Below are 17,308 nucleotides of genomic sequence, written 5' to 3' on the forward strand. Positions count from 1 at the left end.
AAAGCCCCCCGGATCAAGTCTTATCGGGACAAAATCCAGTCAACGACATTCTTGATGTCATTCGCATCCTGGGACGCGATGACCTTATGCGTCTCTTCCGTACCATCCTTCATCTTGACTTTGGGCGCTTTGGTAATGGATTCTGTCAGCTTGGCTTGTGCATCGGCCTTGCCTTTCCATTTCTCGGCCATGCTCTTGAATGACGCCGCCTTTTTGTCCTTGTCAACCGCGTGGCATTTCAGGCAATCACTTTTTTTAGCCAAAGAAGTAGCCGCATCGACATCAACGGCGCCATAGGACGCCGTCGTTAACGAGGCCATCAGCAGCCCCAGAGTTGACAAATTAATCAGTTTTTGAGAAATAGAAAATTTCATTGCGAGTTAGCCTTTGCCGTTGTTGTCACTGGAAAGCGGCCACAGCAACGGCCCCGTCATCGAGAACCTTGTGACCCTTGCGCACCGTGAAAATTGCGCTGTAAAAATTCTAGAACGGACTTTCTTCAAGACACAAGCCCTTAGGTCAACTTAACTGTATAAAAATAATATTCCCCCCTAAATACCCATCCTCCCTGTGATGCCGACGCAACAGAGTCCAAATGCCGCATAAAAATTATGTACTTCGGTGACAAGCAGGCGTGAATGAGTCGCCACCAAAGCGTCGAAAAACACCACAAGCCATTGATATTAAACAATATTATTTAATTAATTCCAGCTGGCACACCGTTTGCTTAATCAGATCAAATCCAAGCCAAAACTGTTCAGGACAGGGCAAGGATTCGGGTTTGGGACTGGTGGCAATTGTGCTGACCAAGTCATAGTTTTCAAGGAGAAATATCATGAGTGCACTGCGTAAAGTACTGGTTGTCGATGACGACCCGGTGGTTGGCAAGAGTTTCAACCGTGTTCTTTCACAAGACAAGGGCTATGTGGTCATCACAGCCCAGAACGCCGCCGAAGCACTGGAACGGCTGCGTGAGCAGGAATACGATGTTGTCTTCACGGACATCAAAATGCCCGGCATGGACGGTGTCGAGTTGACCGAACGCGTCAAGGCCAGTCGACCCTGGACCCCGGTAGTGATCATCACCGGCTACGGCACAACAGCCAATGAGCAAAGAGCCAAGGCTGCCGGCGTGTCGGACTTCATGCGTAAACCGCTGTCGCCCGAGATGATCGAAGAAAGCGCGGCCCACGCCCTTCTGCCCCAACCCGCGCAGACCAGCGTCATGCCGCAGCAAGCCGTGGCGATTGAACCGATGCAGCCTGAAGTCGTCAAGCAGCACCCCTTCAAACGTGTGGCAATGCTCCTGGCGACCCCCTTCATCGGCTTGGCCTATGCTGTGCTGTTGCCCCTGATTGGCATGGCCATGCTGCTCTGGACCGCTGGCCAGGCCCTGATGACAATTCCGTCAGCAAGAAAAATGCTGATGCGCGTCAAAGATATTGCACTCTTTGTGGCCGCGCCATTCATTGGCTTGATCTATGCCGTCATGCTGCCCATTGTTGGCATCACAATGCTGGTGTCCTTAGCTATCAAGGCATGGGTGACCCGTCCTTCAAAGGCATAAGGGCAGACTTGCAAATACCCTTGAGCACCGTGAAACTGAACACTGTTTGAAATAGGAGCCCGCCAGGGAGTAGAGAACTCACTGGCGGGCTTTGCAATTGAGTGGCATCAACGAAGGGAAACTCTGATGAAAAGCGTATGGGCAACAGGCAACATGACTTTGGCGACTTCTGGCAAGCGCTGGTTGCTGGGGGCAATGGTGGCCGTGGGACTCGCACTGGCAAGCGCCAGCGTACTCAGCGAAACCATTGAATTATCCGAAGAGACCCAGACCTGCCTGGACTGCCACGACAAGGAAACCAAGCAGAAAAAACTCGAAAGCGGTGAACTACTTTCCTTGCATGTCTCGGCCAAAGCATTTACCGGGTCCATGCACAAGGAAACGGATTGCGAGGATTGCCACTCGGACATTGACGGAAAAACACACGGCAAGGTAGCAACCGACATCCAAAGCAGGCGTGATTACGCACTGGGCATGCAGGATTCCTGCCTGACCTGCCACAAGAAAAAAGTCTCGGAATACGGGGACAGCGTTCATGCCGCCATGATCAAGGAAGGCAGCCAGAAAGCGCCCCTGTGCTCGGATTGCCATCATCCACATACCGTCCAATCCAGCAAAATCGTCGAGCCCATTGCGGCAACGCCCTGCGCCAAATGCCATGAAGACATCTTCAAAGCTTACGCCCAGGATGTGCATGGGATCGCACGCGTCGCCAAGGGAGCCACGGCACCACTGTGCGCAGATTGCCACCAATCCCACAATGTCAAAGCGGCCTCGATGGGAACGGGAATCAAGGACAGTTGCCTTTCATGCCACAAAGACGCCGTCAAGCAGCACCAGGACTGGTTGCCCAACACCGAGCGGCATTTCTCTGCCATTTCCTGCCCGGCCTGCCATGCGCCGAACGCACAGCGCCGGGTGAACCTCAGGCTGTATGACAATGCCACCAAGCTGCAGGTCTCGGAGAAATCGGGGGTGCCGCAGTTCGACAAACGTACCAATGCCGCCGATGTCAACAAGGAAGGCTTGAACGAACGAGCCCTGTGGAGTCTGCTTAAAGAGTTCAGTCAATCCGGCGATGACAGCAAGACCGTCCTGCAAGGTCGGCTGGAAGTGAGCTCCGGCGTCCAGGCACACCAATTGAGCGCCAAGGCCCTGGCCATCAAGGACTGCGACACCTGTCACAAAAAAGGGGCCGAACCCTTCCAGAGCGTCACCCTCACGATCGCCGGCCCCGATGGCAGGCCCCTGCGCCACGGCGTTCAGCAAGACGTCCTGAATTCACTCATGTCGGTTGACTCTGTGCGCGGTTTTTACGTGATTGGCAGCACGCGCATCAAGCTGCTCGACATCTTGTTGGTGCTGGTCGTGCTGGGTGCCATGAGCGTGCCGATTGCCCACATGACGGTCAAACGCCTTTTCAAAGGCATGCGTGACAAACTGGAGGCAGAGCGGCTCGCCGCCCAGGCCGAAGCCAAAAGTCAAGCCGCGACAGATGAAAACAATGCGCCTGAAGGCGACACCAAGTAACAGGAATCAACCATGAACAAGCTCTACATCCACCCCTTGCCTGTCAGGATCTGGCACTGGACCAACGCCTTCGGCTTTGTGTTGCTGATTGCCACCGGACTACAACTCAGGTATCTGGATCTGTTTCAGTTGATGTCGTTCCGGACGGCGGTTGTCGCCCACAACTGGATCGGCTTTGTCCTGATCGCCAACTTCTTCGTCTGGCTGGGCTTTTACCTGTTCACCGACAAGATCAAGGTTTATCACCCTGAGCTCAGTCCTAGCAAGTATTTCAAGGCCAGTTTTCGGCAAATGGAGTTCTATGGCTACGGCATCTTCAAGGGCGACCCCAATCCGCACCATCCCAGCGCCTACGCCAAGTTCAACGCCCTGCAAAGCATGCTGTACCAGATCATCATGATGCTGCTGGTGCCGCTGCAATTCTTCACCGGCCTGCTGCTATGGGATGTGGCCCGCTTCTCGTCCATGGTCGACATGTTCGGCGGCGTGCGGGTTGTCGACACGGTTCATGTGCTGCTGTTCATCCTGTTCTGCGGCTTCATCATCGTCCACGTCTACCTGGCCAGCCTGGGCCACACACCCTCGGCCCACTTCAAGGCCATGATCACGGGCTACGAGGAAGTGGATGACGAGCACCATCCCGAATCGAAGTCTTGACGCTCGAAAGTGAGGCCCCTGGCCTCACGACCTGATCCATGCTCACCCCGAATCAGTTTCTCCGGAGCCGTACTCGGTATCGCGCACCCGGATGTTGTATTTTTTCATCAGCGCCTGAAAATTGGCCCGCTGCATGCCGGTTTCCTCGGCGCTGCGGGTCACGTTGGAGGCGTTTCGCCTGAGCGTTTCCTGGATGAACATTTTCTCAATGTCCTCCACTGATTTTTCACGGGCAATTTTCTTGACGCGCTTGAGGTCATCACTGGTGCGCGGCACCTCGAAGTCAGGGCGCGGCGTGTTCTCGATGATGTTGACCAGGTGCGCCTGGCGGATGATGTGGTCAGTTGCCAGGATGACCGCCCGCTGCATGGTGTTTTCGAGTTCACGGACATTGCCCGGCCAGGCGTAGTTCACCAGCAGACTCATGGCGCCATCCGAGATTTCTGCTACCGGCTTGCCAAGCTCGGCGCTGAAGATCCTGAGGAAGTGAAAGGCCAGTGCCGGGATGTCATCGCGGCGTTCCCTGAGGGCTGGCGAGTGGATCGGAAAAACGTTGATGCGATAGTAAAGATCCTCGCGGAAAGTGCCATCCTGCACCATTGCCTTGAGGTCCTTATTGGTGGCCGTGATCAGTCTGACATTGGTTTTCTGCGTTGTGGTACTGCCAACCGCCCTGAACTCCCGCTCTTGAATGACACGCAGCAGTTTGGCCTGGGTGGACAACGGAATATTGCCAAACTCATCCAGGAAAAGGCTGCCATTGTTGGCAATGTCAAACATGCCGCGTTTGTTGGCCACGGCGCCAGTAAATGAACCCTTGGTATGCCCGAACAGTTCACTTTCCAGAAGATTTTCACTGAGCGTGTTGCAGTCAACCGTGACAAACGGCTGGTCCTTGCGCAAGCTGTTGTAATGGATCGCGCGGGCAATCATTTCCTTGCCGGTGCCGCTCTCTCCGGAGATCAGCACGGTGCTATTGGTCGGCGCACACTTGGCAATCAAGCCAAATACCGCCTGCATCGGCGGGCTTGAACCAATGATGTTCTCAAACCGGTATTTGGAACTGACTTCAGTTTTGAGCTTGCGGTTTTCCTGCTGCAACTGGCGCCGCTCCAAAGCCCGATCCACCACAAGTTTGAGCTCATCCGGATCAAAGGGCTTGGACAAATAGTCAAAGGCGCCCAGTTTCATGGCCTTGACGGCAGTCTGGATCTCGGACAAGCCGGTCATCATGATGACATCGACGTCGGGATGACGCTCCTTGACGTTCTGCAACACCTCCAGACCATCGATGCCAGGCATCATGATGTCCAGAATCATCAAGTCGTACTCGGTCTCATCAACCTTGCGCAAGGCATCCTGGCCATCGTGCGTCGAATCGACCACAAACACGCTGTCGCCAAGAATGCGTCGACAACTCCGAATGACGATTTCCTCGTCATCAACAATCAAGATTTTGGCGCTCATTGTGCTTTCTCACCTGGACTAAGTTCGCTTTCATTGAAGGGCGACGTGACCGGAAGCAGGATCCGGAAAGTCGTACCCTGCCCAACAACGCTTGCCACTTTGATCTCGCCACCATGCGCTTTGACAATCCCGTAGCTGACCGACAGACCCAGCCCGGTACCCTTGCCCACTTCCTTCGAGGTAAAGAAGGGATCAAAAATGCGCTGCATATTGGCCTCCGGTATGCCACAACCAGAGTCCTTGATGGCCAACTCAACCATGGGCACACGCATCTCGTCCGTTTGTTGGGAAGTTTTGGCAACGTAAGAGCGGCTCACGACGGCAATCGTACCGGCCCCCTCAATGGCCTGCTGGGCATTGACCAGAATGTTCAGAACCACCTGCTTGACCAGGTCAGCATCGCCCCAGATTTGAGGTAAATCCGGATCGAGGTCCATCGTGATCACAATCTTTTGCAAAGATGCGGGTCGCTCAACAAAACGAACCGTGTCTTCAACCACCTGATTCAGATTGAAGAAGCCCTTGACCGGCACCTTTTCCCTGGCGAAATCAAGCAAGCGCCTGATGATGCTGGCACAGCGCTTGGTCTCGCGAATCACCAGATCCAGATCCTCGGCGTCCTCACTGCCTTCCAGCACTTTTTTGCGCATCAGGGAGGTAAAGGTCAGAACCCCGGTCAGCGGGTTGTTCAACTCATGCGCAATGCCTGCCGCCAGCACACCAATGGAAGCCAGCTTCTCCCCTTGAGCCACTTCGGCCCGGGCTGCCAGCAGTTCTTTAGAGCGCTCATCAACCTTGGACTCCAACTCTTGAATCAGCTCATTCAAGTCGGAGCGGGCATGATTGAGGGCCGTCGTCATGTCATTGAACGAACCCGCCACGCGGCCGAATTCATCCGGACTGCGCACGGGGATGAGCTGATCGAGCTGCCCTGATCTGATTTTTTTGGCCCCGGTCTCAAGATCTTTCAGTGGCACGTAAATCATGCGCTGCAGTAGATAACCAAGACTGAACGTCACCAGCACGATAAACGCAAATGAGATCGCAGCGATGTGAACGGCATGCTTGCGCATAGCCTGGTCAATCTCATCCAGCGAGTAGGCAATATCCACAATACCAAGCACGGTCTGGCTGGCCGGATGCTCATGGCAGGATGCCGAGGCACAGGTTGGTTCGTTGCGTATCGCGTGCATGCTGGCCAGCACCCGGTGGTTTCCAGCCGGATTGGCAAACACCTGCCACCGTTTGTCATCGGCAACCCTTTGCAAGGGCTCGCTGGTCTGATGGCAAAGAATACAGGGCTCGTCCTGTTGCTCAACCGAATAGCCGATTTCAGATTTTCGGTTGGAATGGATGATCGTGCCGTCCTTGCTGATCACCCTGAGGCGCTCGATACCCTTTTGTTTGCCAACGTCCTCAATGATCTTTTCAGCGATATCGCGCTTGTTCAACAGCATGGTGTAGCGGGTGCTGGCAACCACGACATCGGCAATTTGCATGACATGGTCAGCCACGACGGCCTGCATGTCTGCTTGCCGGTGCCTGATAAAAAGCAGGGTAGTGACCACCGTCGCCACGGAAAGGGCGACAAACAGGTAGATGCTGACTTTGAACTTGAGATTATTTTTGATCATTGACAAGATCACGGATCAATTCAGCTTGCGGCAGGGCACCGCAATCCGAGGTGGAAATTAGACCACTTATTTCAGTCCTGCCATCCTCATGCCATGTTTATTATTCCAAAATCAAGCCGCGCTGACAAAAGAATGATCCATAAAAAAGCCGGCAGTCCAACGACTTGCCGGCCCTTGAGGCTTGATCAAGCAAAGATCAGAACGGAATGTCGTCATCCATGTCATCAAAACCGCTGGGCGGACGGGCCGCCGGGGCGGCTGCCGCTGCAGCACGCGCTGGCGCAGCAGCGGCGCGCGCAGGAGCAGCCGGCGCCTGACGACCATAACCGCCCTCATCCTCGCCATGGCTGGGCTCACCCATGCCCTGGCGGCTGCCCAGCATTTGCATCTGGTCGGCGCGAATCTCGGTTGTGTATTTCTCAATGCCGTCCTTGTCGGTCCATTTGCGGGTGCGCAAGCTGCCTTCAACGTAAATCTGCGCGCCCTTGCGCAGGTATTGCTCCACGATTTCCGCCAGCCGACCGTTAAAGACCACACGATGCCACTCGGTGGCTTCGCGCATTTCATTGCTTTGCTTGTCTTTCCACTTGTCCGTGGTGGCGATGGTGACGTTGGCCACGCGATCGCCGTTGGGAAAAGTTCGCACCTCCGGATCACGTCCGAGGTTGCCCACAAGAATTACTTTATTGACGGATGCCATGCTTGTTCCTTTGTATGTTGCGGTGCCTCAGACACGCACCAGGCGGACGAACCGCAATGTTTCAGTTTAGCCGGCTTTTGCCGGATTTCAATGACCGCGCCCCACCGGCGCCTGCATCGGCCAGGCCACCACCAGCCACAACAACATCAGGCCGGCACAGACCGCAAACAGACCACTGGCGCCACCATGTTTCATGAGCCAGCCACCGCCCATGCCGCCGGCAAAAAAACCGAGCGACTGCAGCGTGTTGTAAACCCCGATGGCGGCGCCGCGGCTGGCCGGGGGCGCCAAACGCGACACGATGCTGGGCTGGCTGGCTTCCAGCACATTGAAGCCGTAAAAAAAGACAAACAGCAAGCCACCCAGCAGCGCAAGGCCGGGGGTGGCGTCGACCTGCCACCAGAGCCCAAGCTGCACCAGTGCCGTCAAGCCGATCGAGGTCAAAAACACGGCCCGCAAATAACCCCGTTTTTCCAACTGGAACAGGCTGCCGCCCATCACCACAAACGAGCCCAGCACCGCAGGCAAATACACCTGCCAATGGTCCTCGCGCGCCAAACCAGCCTGCACCAGCATGGCCGGCAGGGCCAGCCACATGGCCAGTTGCACCGCGTGCAGCACAAAAACGCCAAAATTCAGCCGCAGCAGCGCCGTCGAGTGCAACACATCGACGACCCGGCCGCGCGGCTGGTCCTTGTGTTGCAAGGGTTCGGCGGGCACCCACCAGATCACCGCGGCCACGCCCAACAGCGCCAGCACCCCGGTCAGGGCAAAAATACCCACCAGTCCGATCCATCCCGCCAGCACCGGCGCAGCCACCAGCGACAGGGCGAACATCAAGCCGATGCTGGCCCCCACCATCGCCATCGATTTGGTGCGCACCTCATCACGCGTCTGGTCGGCCAGCAGCGCCGTGACGGCCGCCGACACCGCACCCGCACCCTGCACCGCCCGCCCAATGGCCAGCCAGGTGAGCGACGGCGCCCATGCCGCCAACAGGCTGCCGACCGCAAACACCAGCAGGCCAAAGACAATCACGGGTTTGCGACCGACCCGGTCAGAGGCCAGGCCATACAAGAACTGCAGCATGGCCTGGGTCAAACCGTAAATGCCCATGGTCAGACCCACCATGGCGGCGTCGTCGCCACCCGGATAACGCGCTGCCTCGATGGCAAACACCGGCAAAATCAGGAACAGGCCCAGCATGCGCAGGGCGAATATGGAAGCAAGGGAAAGACTGGCGCGCAATTCCAGCGCCGTCATGGCGGTCCCGGTTTTGGCGCTGGCAGACACCAGTGGCGCGTTCACATCTGACAAGGGCTTCTCCGAAATCTCAAGCTCAACCCGGATGGGCTACAAGCCGTGCATTGTCCCTGATTATGGGCAATTGCCTGACCCGTCAAGGCCAGCCGGGCGCCGCCATTGGCTATCATGGCAGGTTGTCCGATGCATTTTTACCGTATTTTTTGAGCCCTTCCACCTTGAACACTTCTGAAGCCGGCACCCTGCCCCCCGCGACCGAGGGCAAATATCTGGGCGCAGCCCTGCAGGCGCAGAACATCAGCATCCGCGGCGCCCGCACCCACAACCTGAAAAACATCGACCTCGACATTCCGCGCAACCAGCTCGTGGTGATCACCGGCTTGTCGGGCTCGGGCAAGTCCAGCCTGGCGTTTGACACGCTGTATGCCGAGGGCCAGCGCCGTTATGTGGAGAGCCTGTCCACCTATGCCCGCCAGTTTTTGCAACTGATGGACAAACCCGATGTCGATGTGATTGAGGGCCTGTCGCCGGCGATCTCGATCGAGCAAAAAGCCACCAGCCACAATCCGCGCTCCACGGTGGGCACGGTCACCGAGATTCACGACTACCTGCGCCTGCTGTTTGCCCGCGCCGGCACGCCCTACTGCCCCGAGCACAGCTTGCCCTTGCAATCGCAAACGGTCAGCCAGATGGTGGATGCGGTGCTCGCCCTGCCCGTGGAGACCCGGCTGATGATCCTGGCGCCCATCGCACGCGAGAAAAAGGGCGAGTTTTTGGACGTCTTTGCCGACATGCAGGCGCAAGGCTATGTGCGTTTTCGGGTCAACGGGCAGACTTATGAATTTGACCAGTTGCCGGCCCTCAAGAAAACCGAGAAGCACGACATTGATGTGGTGATCGACCGCATCAAAGTGCGCCACCCTGAGACTGATCCCGGCGCTGACCGCAGTGACCATGACAACCTGAAACAGCGCCTGGCCGAGAGTTTCGAGGCGGCTTTGCGGGTGGCCAATGGGCGCGCCATTGCCCTCGAAATGAACAGCGCAGCAGAACACCTGTTCAATGCCAAGTTTGCCTGCCCGGTCTGCAGCTACTCGATTGCCGAACTGGAACCCCGCCTGTTCTCGTTCAACTCACCGGTAGGCGCCTGCCCCAGCTGTGACGGCCTGGGTCTGCAGGAATTTTTTGACCCGGCACGCGTGGTGGCATTTCCATCTTTAAGCCTGGCCAGCGGCGCCATCAAGGGCTGGGACCGGCGCAATGCCTACTACTTTGCCATGCTGGAGAGCCTGGCCGCGCACTACAAGTTTGACATCGAGCAGCCGTTCGAATCCCTGCCCACAGCCGTGCAACAGGCGGTGCTGCAAGGCTCTGGCGAAGAGGAAATCAAGTTCAGCTACGTCATGGACTCAGGGCTGTCAAGCGACAAAAAGCTCAGCAAGAAACACCCGTTCGAAGGCATCATCCCCAACATGCAGCGGCGCTACCGCGAGACCGACTCCAACGTGGTGCGCGAAGACCTGGCGCGCCTGCGCAGCATCCAGCCCTGCCCGGACTGCGCGGGCAGCCGACTCAAAACTGAAGCACGCCACGTCCGGATTGGCGAAGGTGCGCAGTCGCGGGCGATTTTTGAGCTCAGCCACTACACGCTGGCCGAATGTTTTGCCTACTTCAAGACGCTCACCATGCACGGCGCCAAGGGCGACATTGCCGCCAAGGTGGTGCGCGAGATCAGCCTGCGCCTGAAGTTTTTGAACGATGTCGGACTGACCTACCTGAGCCTGGACCGCAGCGCCGAAACGCTGAGCGGTGGCGAGTCGCAGCGTATCCGGCTGGCCAGCCAGATTGGCTCCGGTCTGACCGGTGTCATGTATGTGCTGGATGAGCCCAGCATCGGCCTGCACCAGCGCGACAACGACCGCCTGATCGACACCCTGAAACACCTGCGCGACATTGGCAACAGTGTGCTGGTGGTCGAGCACGACGAAGACATGATGCGCGCCGCCGACCACATCATCGACATGGGCCCCGGTGCCGGCCTGAACGGCGGCCGCGTCATGGCGCAGGGTAACTTTGACCAGGTCAAGGCCACACCCGACTCACTCACCGGCCAATACCTGAGTGGCGCGCGTTGTATTGCGGTGCCAAAGCAGCGCACCGCCTGGCTGCCCACACAAGCCGCGGTGCCGTTCAACAAGGGCAAGACCAGCCGCTTTGCACCCAGTCCGGCCGCGCTCAAACGTGCCGAACGCGAAGCGTTGCACAACGCCACTCTGGGCGAGTTGCAGGCGCTCAAGGTCATCGGCGCCAGCGGCCACAACCTGAAACATGTGGATGTCGCTTTCCCGGTGGGCCTGTTGACCTGCGTCACCGGCGTCTCGGGCTCGGGCAAATCCACCCTGGTGAATGACACGCTGTACAAAGCCGTGGCGCGCACCCTGTACCGTGCCCATGATGAACCCTCAGAACACAGCGCGATCGAGGGCATCGAGTATTTCGACAAGGTCATCAACGTCGACCAGTCGCCGATTGGCCGCACGCCGCGCTCCAACCCGGCCACCTACACCGGCCTGTTCACCCCCATCCGCGAACTCATGGCCGAGGTACCCACGGCCCGTGAGCGTGGCTACGGTCCGGGGCGTTTCAGCTTCAACGTGGCCGGTGGCCGCTGCGAAGCCTGCGAAGGTGACGGCATGGTCAAGGTCGAGATGCACTTTCTGCCCGATGTCTATGTGCCCTGCGATGTCTGCGCGGGCAAGCGCTATAACCGTGAAACGCTGGAAGTGCTTTACAAGGGCAAGAACATCGCGCAAATTCTGGACCTCACGGTCGATGTCGCGCATGACTTCTTCAAGGCGGTGCCCACCATCGAGCGCAAGCTGCACACCCTGCTGGACGTCGGCCTGAGTTACATCCGGCTGGGTCAGGCCGCCACCACGCTGTCCGGCGGCGAGGCCCAGCGCGTCAAGCTGGCGCTGGAACTGAGCAAACGTGACACCGGGCGCACGCTCTATATTCTGGACGAGCCCACCACCGGCCTGCACTTTGCCGACATCGACCTGCTGCTCAGGGTGTTGCACCAGTTGCGCGACGCCGGCAACACCATTGTCGTGATCGAACACAACCTGGACGTGATCAAAACGGCTGACTGGCTGATCGACATGGGCCCCGAGGGCGGCAGCGGCGGCGGTACCGTGGTGGGTGTCGGCACGCCAGAAGCTTTGGCCGCCAACCCGGCCAGCCACACCGGGCGTTATCTGGCCCGACTGCTTTGACAAAAATGAAGGGGTGCCTGAGCCAACGGGTTTAGACTGACGCACAGGTGCCGCGGTGACCTCGCTGCGTCCTTGAAAATCGTGCCTTGAGGAGACAAGCCATGCACACCCAGTTCAACGACCAGCAAACCACCGGCGCACGCACCAACAAGGTGGTCAGCGCGGCCGAGGCCGTGCGACTGATCCACGACGGCGACACGGTGGCCACCGGTGGCTTTGTCGGCATTGGTTTTGCCGAAGAGATTGCGGTGGCGCTGGAAGAGCGTTTTGTGCAAACCCGGGAAGAAACCGGCCAGGGCGCACCGCAAAACCTCACGCTGGTCTATGCCGCCGGCCAGGGCGACGGCCAAAGCCGGGGCCTGAACCACTTTGGCCACGACGGCCTGGTGCGCCGCGTCATCGGCGGCCATTGGGGACTGGTGCCCACGCTGCAGCAGTTGGCGATTGACAACAAGATTGAAGCCTACAACCTACCGCAGGGCGTGATCACGCACCTGTTTCGCGACATTGCCGCAGGCAAGCCGGGCACGCTGACGCATGTCGGGCTCGACACCTTTGTCGATCCGATCCACGGTGGCGGCAAGCTCAACGCCGCGACCACCCACGACATCGTGCAGCGCATGGCGATTGACGGCAAGGATTACCTGTTCTACAAGGCGTTCCCGATCCATGTGGGCATCATCCGCGCCACCACCGCCGACCCCGACGGCAACCTGAGCATGGAACGCGAAGCCCTCACGCTCGAAGCGCTGGCCATTGCCATGGCGGCGCGCAACAGCGGCGGCATTGTGATTGCGCAGGTGGAACGTCTCGCCGAGCGCAATACCCTGCACCCGCGCAGCGTCAAGGTGCCTGGTGTGCTGGTCGACGCGGTGGTGGTTGCCACGGATCCGGCGCTTCACATGCAAACCTTTTCCGAGGCCTACAACCCGGCCTACTCCGGCGAGATTCGTGTGCCCATGGATTCGATCGAACCGCTGGCGCTGACAGAACGCAAAGTGATTGCCCGGCGCGCTGCGCTGGAGCTCAAGCCCAATAGCGTGGTGAATCTGGGCATTGGCATGCCCGAGGGTGTGGCCACCGTGGCCGCCGAAGAAAAGGTGTTCGATCTGTTGACTCTGACCGCCGAGCCCGGCGTGATTGGCGGCATTCCTGCGGGTGGCTTGAGTTTTGGCGCCGCCATCAACGCCCAGGCCGTGATTGACCAACCCAGCCAGTTTGACTTTTATGACGGTGGCGGCCTGGACGTGGCGGTGCTCGGGCTGGCCCAGGCCGATGCCGAAGGCAACCTCAACGTCAGCAAATTTGGCCCCAAGCTGGCTGGCGCCGGCGGCTTCATCAACATCAGCCAGAACGCCAAGACCGTGGTCTTTGTCGGCACCTTCACGGCCGGTGACTTGCAACTGGGCATTGAAGACGGACGCCTGCAGATTCACAGCGAGGGCACTCAGCACAAGTTTGTCCGCCAAGTGGCACACCGCACCTTCAGCGCCCGCGAATCGCGCCAGCGTGGCCAGCACGTGCTGTATGTGACCGAGCGTTGTGTGTTCCAGTTGGCCGGCACCCCGGAGGCACCGGCGCTGGAACTCATCGAACTGGCGCCTGGCGTCGATTTGCAGCGCGATGTGCTGGCGCAGATGGACTTCTGCCCGCTGATCAGCCCGCAGCTCAAAGTGATGGACGCCGCCCTGTTTGCAGACAAGCCCATGGGGCTGCGGCAACGCCTGCTGGCCACGCCGCTGGCCGAGCGACTCGAACTTGACAGCGCCCACCGGCTGCTGTTCATCAACTTTGAAGGGCTGGCGGTGGACAACATGAACGACGTCAACGCCATTGAATCCCAGGTCACCGCGCTGCTGGAACCGCTCAAAGAACGTGTGGCGGTGGTGGTGAACTACGACAGCTTTACCATTGCACCGGCGCTGATCGAGGCCTATTCCTTGATGGTGCAGCAGCTCAAACGCCGCTTTTACAGCCGTGTCACGCGTTACGGCACCGGCGGTTTTCTGAAAGCCCGGCTGGAAGCCCATGCCTCCAGCCCCAAACGTTAAAACTGGATTACGGGCGCGCCGCCTGCAACAGGTCACGCGTTTTCAAGGCTTCCTGGCGTGCGGCCTGGACAAAATCAGCAGCGCTTGAAGCGTACAAGATGGCACGCGATGAATTCACGATGATCGGCCCGTTGTCACGCCAACCCGCCCGCACTGTGGCCATCGCATCACCGCCCTGGGCCCCCACCCCCGGAATCAGCAGCGGCAGCGTTGGCGCCAGCGCGCGCACGCGCTCGATCTCGGCGGGATAGGTCGCGCCCACCACCAGTCCCAGCTGGCCATTGAGGTTCCACGGCCCTTGCGCCAATTGCGCAATGTGCTCGTACAACAGCGGCTCGCCCGCCACGCTGGCGAGCCGCTGGTTCTGAAAATCATCGCCCCCCGGGTTGGACGTGCGGCACAGCAGGAAAGCGCCCTTGCCATGGTATTTGAGGTAGGGCTGGATCGAGTCAAAACCCATGAACGGTGACAATGTCACCGCATCGGCGCCATAACGCTCAAAAGCCTCCCTGGCATATTGCTCGGCGGTGCTGCCAATGTCGCCGCGCTTGGCGTCCAGAATGACGGACACCCCCGGCGCGGCGCGGCGCATGTGCGCCATCAGCCGCTCCAGTTGGTCTTCGGCCCGGTGCGCCGCAAAATAGGCAATCTGCGGCTTGAAGGCGCTCACCAAGTCTGCCGTGGCATCGACGATGGCCGCACAAAAATCGTAAATTTTGCTGACATCGCCCCGCAGGGTCGCAGGAAACCTGGCCGGCTCGGGGTCCAGCCCGACGCACAACATGGAACCGTTTTGGCGCTCGGCATTGCGCAACATGTCTAGAAAATTCATGGCGCGATTGTATGAAGTGATGCCGCCCGTCAGGGCCAGCCGCTCAGTGGCCTAAACTTCAGGCTTCTCCCTTGTTGAACTGCCCCATGCGCCCAGACGAATTTCCCGACGACGACGAAGACAGCCAGTTCAGCCCGGCCCAGCGCGCTGCGGCTGCATCGCGTTCCACCTGGGTCAGTGTGGCCGTGAACCTGGTGCTGAGCATTGGCCAGATTGCGGTTGGCATCCTGGCCAAATCACAGGCCCTGATCGCCGACGGCATGCACACTCTGTCAGATCTGGTGGCTGACTTTGTCGTGCTGTTTGCCAACCACCACAGCCAGAAAGACGCCGACGAAGACCACCCCTACGGCCATCAACGGTTTGAGACCGCAGCCGCTTTGGTGCTGGGCGCACTGCTGCTGCTGGTGGGCCTGGGCATGCTGTGGTCAGCCGCCGGCAAGCTGCAAAACCCCGCCTCCATTGCCACGGTGCACATCACAGCCCTGTGGGTGGCCGCGGGCGCGCTGGTGGGCAAGGAACTGCTGTTTCGCTACATGCTGGCGGTGGCCAAAAAAGTCAAGAGCAGCATGCTGGTGGCCAACGCCTGGCATGCCCGATCGGATGCCGCGTCGTCGCTGGTGGTGGGGGTCGGCATCATCGGCAACCTGCTGGGCTACCCCATTCTGGACCCGATTGCCGCCGCCATTGTGGGCTTCATGGTGACCCGGATGGGCTGGAGTTTCGGCTGGGACGCCCTGCATGACCTGATGGACCGCGCGGTGGACGAGGCCGAGGTGCGGGCCATCCGGCAAACGCTGATGCAAACCCCCGGCATCAGCAATGTGCACGACATACGCACCCGCAAAATGGGCGACATGATCGTGGTCGATGCCCACCTGGAAGTGGATGCCACGCTGAGCGTCGAGCAAGGCCACGACATTGCCGTGGCAGCCCGCAGCCGCGTCATGCAGCGCCACCGGGTGATCAACATGATGACGCATGTGGACCCTTACAAGCGCCCGGACAGGGACCACAACCACGCCGGTTAAACCTCAGGTTTTGCCCGGCTGTATTCGGCAAGCTGTGCTGAGGAATAGACCCTTTTGAACAGCAGCGGCGTCAGGAACGTGGTCACGATACCCATCAAAACCAGGGTCGAGAACATCGCGGGTCCGATAAAGCCCTTTTGGTAGGCGATTCCGGCAACAACCAGCTCCATGACACCTCGCCCATTGAGGACACACCCAAGGCCGATCGACTCTCTGGATGGCATGCCAACAAGCTTGCCGCCGAGCCATCCCGCAAACAGTTTGGTCAAAATGGAAACCAGGATGACGACAACCGGGAAACCGATGTTGCTGAAAGCCCCGGCCTGAAACTCAAGCCCGAGGTAGGCAAAAAACACCGGCGCCAGGAACCCATTGGTAATGGAGCCCAGTGTGCCGCGCAAATCATCGTAACGGGAAGCCAGAAAATGCCGCTTGTCGAGAAACAAGGCGCCAAAAAAAGCACCAATGACAAAATGGAATCCGAGCATTTCAGTGAAGGAGCCAAAGACCATCACAAAAACGATGACCACACCAAACAGGGCTTCCGGCCCGAAATACCGAATCAGCGCCTCCGGAACGGCCTGAATGCTCAAATTACGCTGGTCCAGCCAGCCAAGCAACCGATTGAGAAAAAAGACCAACAGTCCCAAACCGAACAGTTTGACAATGGCGACCGCGATCGACGATGCGGCACCACCCCATGTCACATGCTGCGGAATGTTCAGTACGATGCCCAAAATGAACAACGCGGCGACATCGTTGACGACAGCGGTGGCCAGTGCATAGCGGGCAATCCGGGTATGCAGGATACCCAGGCTGCCAAGCAGCTTGACCGCCACCGGCAGTGCCGTGATGGAGATGCACAGGCCAAGAAATATCATGCGCATCACATCCTGCTGGTAGGCTGCCGCCACCAGCACGCCGCCGAGGAACGGCACCAAGAAGCTGATGACGGCCAGCAGCAGGCCGCGCCCGCGCATGGCCCCGATGATGTCGGCAAAGCGCATTTCAAGTCCGGCGCTCAGGATGATCAAAAATACAGCCAGCTCGGAGATGCCGGCCAAGGCGGCATTGGGCTGAATCAGGTTGAGTACGGCCGGGCCGAGCAAAACGCCGGCGAAAATTTCGCCAATCAATTCAGGCTGCTTGTACCTGGCAAACAACCGCCCCAGCAAGCGAGCGGCGACGATCAGGACAAGAAGACTGGAAAGTAATGACACAAGTATTTCGGCAACGTAAATTTTGACTTTACCATGGCCAAAATTCCTGCCGGCACCGCCCTGTCGCCCGATGAGACTGTC

At 58.8% G+C, this 17,308-nt stretch carries 13 protein-coding genes; 6 read left to right on the forward strand and 7 right to left on the reverse strand.

The window, feature by feature from the left end; genetic code table 11:
* Positions 1 to 20: 20 nt before the first annotated feature.
* The gene (locus NDI87_RS04465) at positions 21 to 374 is read right to left on the reverse strand and encodes a c-type cytochrome (RefSeq protein ID WP_296273599.1); all 354 of its coding nucleotides are present in this window, start codon (positions 372 to 374) and stop codon (positions 21 to 23) included.
* Positions 375 to 835: 461 nt separating this feature from the next.
* Here NDI87_RS04465 and NDI87_RS04470 point away from each other — a divergent pair, with 461 nt between their 5' ends.
* The 3 genes from NDI87_RS04470 to NDI87_RS04480 all read left to right on the forward strand — a co-directional run bounded on the left by NDI87_RS04470 (position 836) and on the right by NDI87_RS04480 (position 3,754).
* Positions 836 to 1,567 (forward strand): response regulator, encoded by a 732-nt coding sequence (locus NDI87_RS04470; protein WP_296273600.1) that lies wholly within the window; start codon positions 836 to 838, stop codon positions 1,565 to 1,567.
* Positions 1,568 to 1,693: 126 nt separating this feature from the next.
* Positions 1,694 to 3,097: a multiheme c-type cytochrome gene (locus NDI87_RS04475; RefSeq protein WP_296273601.1), complete on the forward strand. Its 1,404-nt coding sequence runs from the start codon at positions 1,694 to 1,696 to the stop codon at positions 3,095 to 3,097.
* Between the two features lie 12 nt (positions 3,098 to 3,109).
* Positions 3,110 to 3,754: a cytochrome b/b6 domain-containing protein gene (locus NDI87_RS04480; RefSeq protein WP_296273602.1), complete on the forward strand. Its 645-nt coding sequence runs from the start codon at positions 3,110 to 3,112 to the stop codon at positions 3,752 to 3,754.
* Positions 3,755 to 3,796: 42 nt separating this feature from the next.
* Here NDI87_RS04480 and NDI87_RS04485 read toward each other — a convergent pair whose 3' ends face one another.
* The 4 genes from NDI87_RS04485 to NDI87_RS04500 all read right to left on the reverse strand — a co-directional run bounded on the left by NDI87_RS04485 (position 3,797) and on the right by NDI87_RS04500 (position 8,818).
* Complete coding sequence (locus NDI87_RS04485) at positions 3,797 to 5,221, reverse strand: sigma-54 dependent transcriptional regulator (protein WP_296273603.1); 1,425 nt, start codon at positions 5,219 to 5,221, stop codon at positions 3,797 to 3,799.
* A complete protein-coding gene (locus tag NDI87_RS04490; protein ID WP_296273604.1) occupies positions 5,218 to 6,747 on the reverse strand; it encodes an ATP-binding protein in 1,530 nt (509 codons plus the stop codon). Before NDI87_RS04490 ends, NDI87_RS04485 begins: the two co-directional genes overlap by 4 nt.
* A 304-nt stretch (positions 6,748 to 7,051) precedes the next feature.
* Positions 7,052 to 7,555 carry a single-stranded DNA-binding protein gene (gene ssb, locus NDI87_RS04495; RefSeq protein WP_296273605.1) on the reverse strand — a complete coding sequence of 168 codons (504 nt, stop codon included), beginning with the start codon at positions 7,553 to 7,555 and terminating at the stop codon, positions 7,052 to 7,054.
* Between the two features lie 87 nt (positions 7,556 to 7,642).
* Positions 7,643 to 8,818, reverse strand: coding sequence for an MFS transporter (locus NDI87_RS04500; RefSeq protein ID WP_296273631.1), 1,176 nt, complete (start codon positions 8,816 to 8,818; stop codon positions 7,643 to 7,645).
* Positions 8,819 to 9,060: 242 nt separating this feature from the next.
* Between NDI87_RS04500 and uvrA the strand changes: the two genes are divergently transcribed.
* Together uvrA and NDI87_RS04510 are read left to right on the forward strand one after the other, a co-directional pair.
* Positions 9,061 to 12,093, forward strand: coding sequence for an excinuclease ABC subunit UvrA (gene uvrA / locus NDI87_RS04505; RefSeq protein ID WP_296273632.1), 3,033 nt, complete (start codon positions 9,061 to 9,063; stop codon positions 12,091 to 12,093).
* 101 nt (positions 12,094 to 12,194) lie between these two features.
* Positions 12,195 to 14,144: an acyl CoA:acetate/3-ketoacid CoA transferase gene (locus tag NDI87_RS04510; protein WP_296273606.1), complete on the forward strand. Its 1,950-nt coding sequence runs from the start codon at positions 12,195 to 12,197 to the stop codon at positions 14,142 to 14,144.
* A gap of 7 nt (positions 14,145 to 14,151) precedes the next feature.
* On the opposite strand, the gene pyrF is transcribed toward NDI87_RS04510, so the two are convergent.
* Complete coding sequence (pyrF, locus tag NDI87_RS04515) at positions 14,152 to 14,976, reverse strand: orotidine-5'-phosphate decarboxylase (RefSeq protein ID WP_296273607.1); 825 nt, start codon at positions 14,974 to 14,976, stop codon at positions 14,152 to 14,154.
* 86 nt (positions 14,977 to 15,062) lie between these two features.
* On the opposite strand from pyrF, the gene NDI87_RS04520 reads away from it, so the two are divergent.
* Positions 15,063 to 16,007, forward strand: a complete 945-nt coding sequence (locus NDI87_RS04520; RefSeq protein WP_296273608.1) for a cation diffusion facilitator family transporter — start codon at positions 15,063 to 15,065, stop codon at positions 16,005 to 16,007.
* On the opposite strand, the gene NDI87_RS04525 is transcribed toward NDI87_RS04520, so the two are convergent.
* Entirely contained in the window at positions 16,004 to 17,227 is a 1,224-nt protein-coding gene (locus NDI87_RS04525; RefSeq protein WP_296273609.1) for a cation:proton antiporter, read from the reverse strand. The genes NDI87_RS04520 and NDI87_RS04525 overlap by 4 nt on opposite strands.
* Between the last annotated feature and the right edge of the window lie 81 nt (positions 17,228 to 17,308).

The organism is Rhodoferax sp., assembly GCF_023701345.1.
In the GTDB taxonomy this organism is placed as follows: domain Bacteria; phylum Pseudomonadota; class Gammaproteobacteria; order Burkholderiales; family Burkholderiaceae_C; genus Rhodoferax.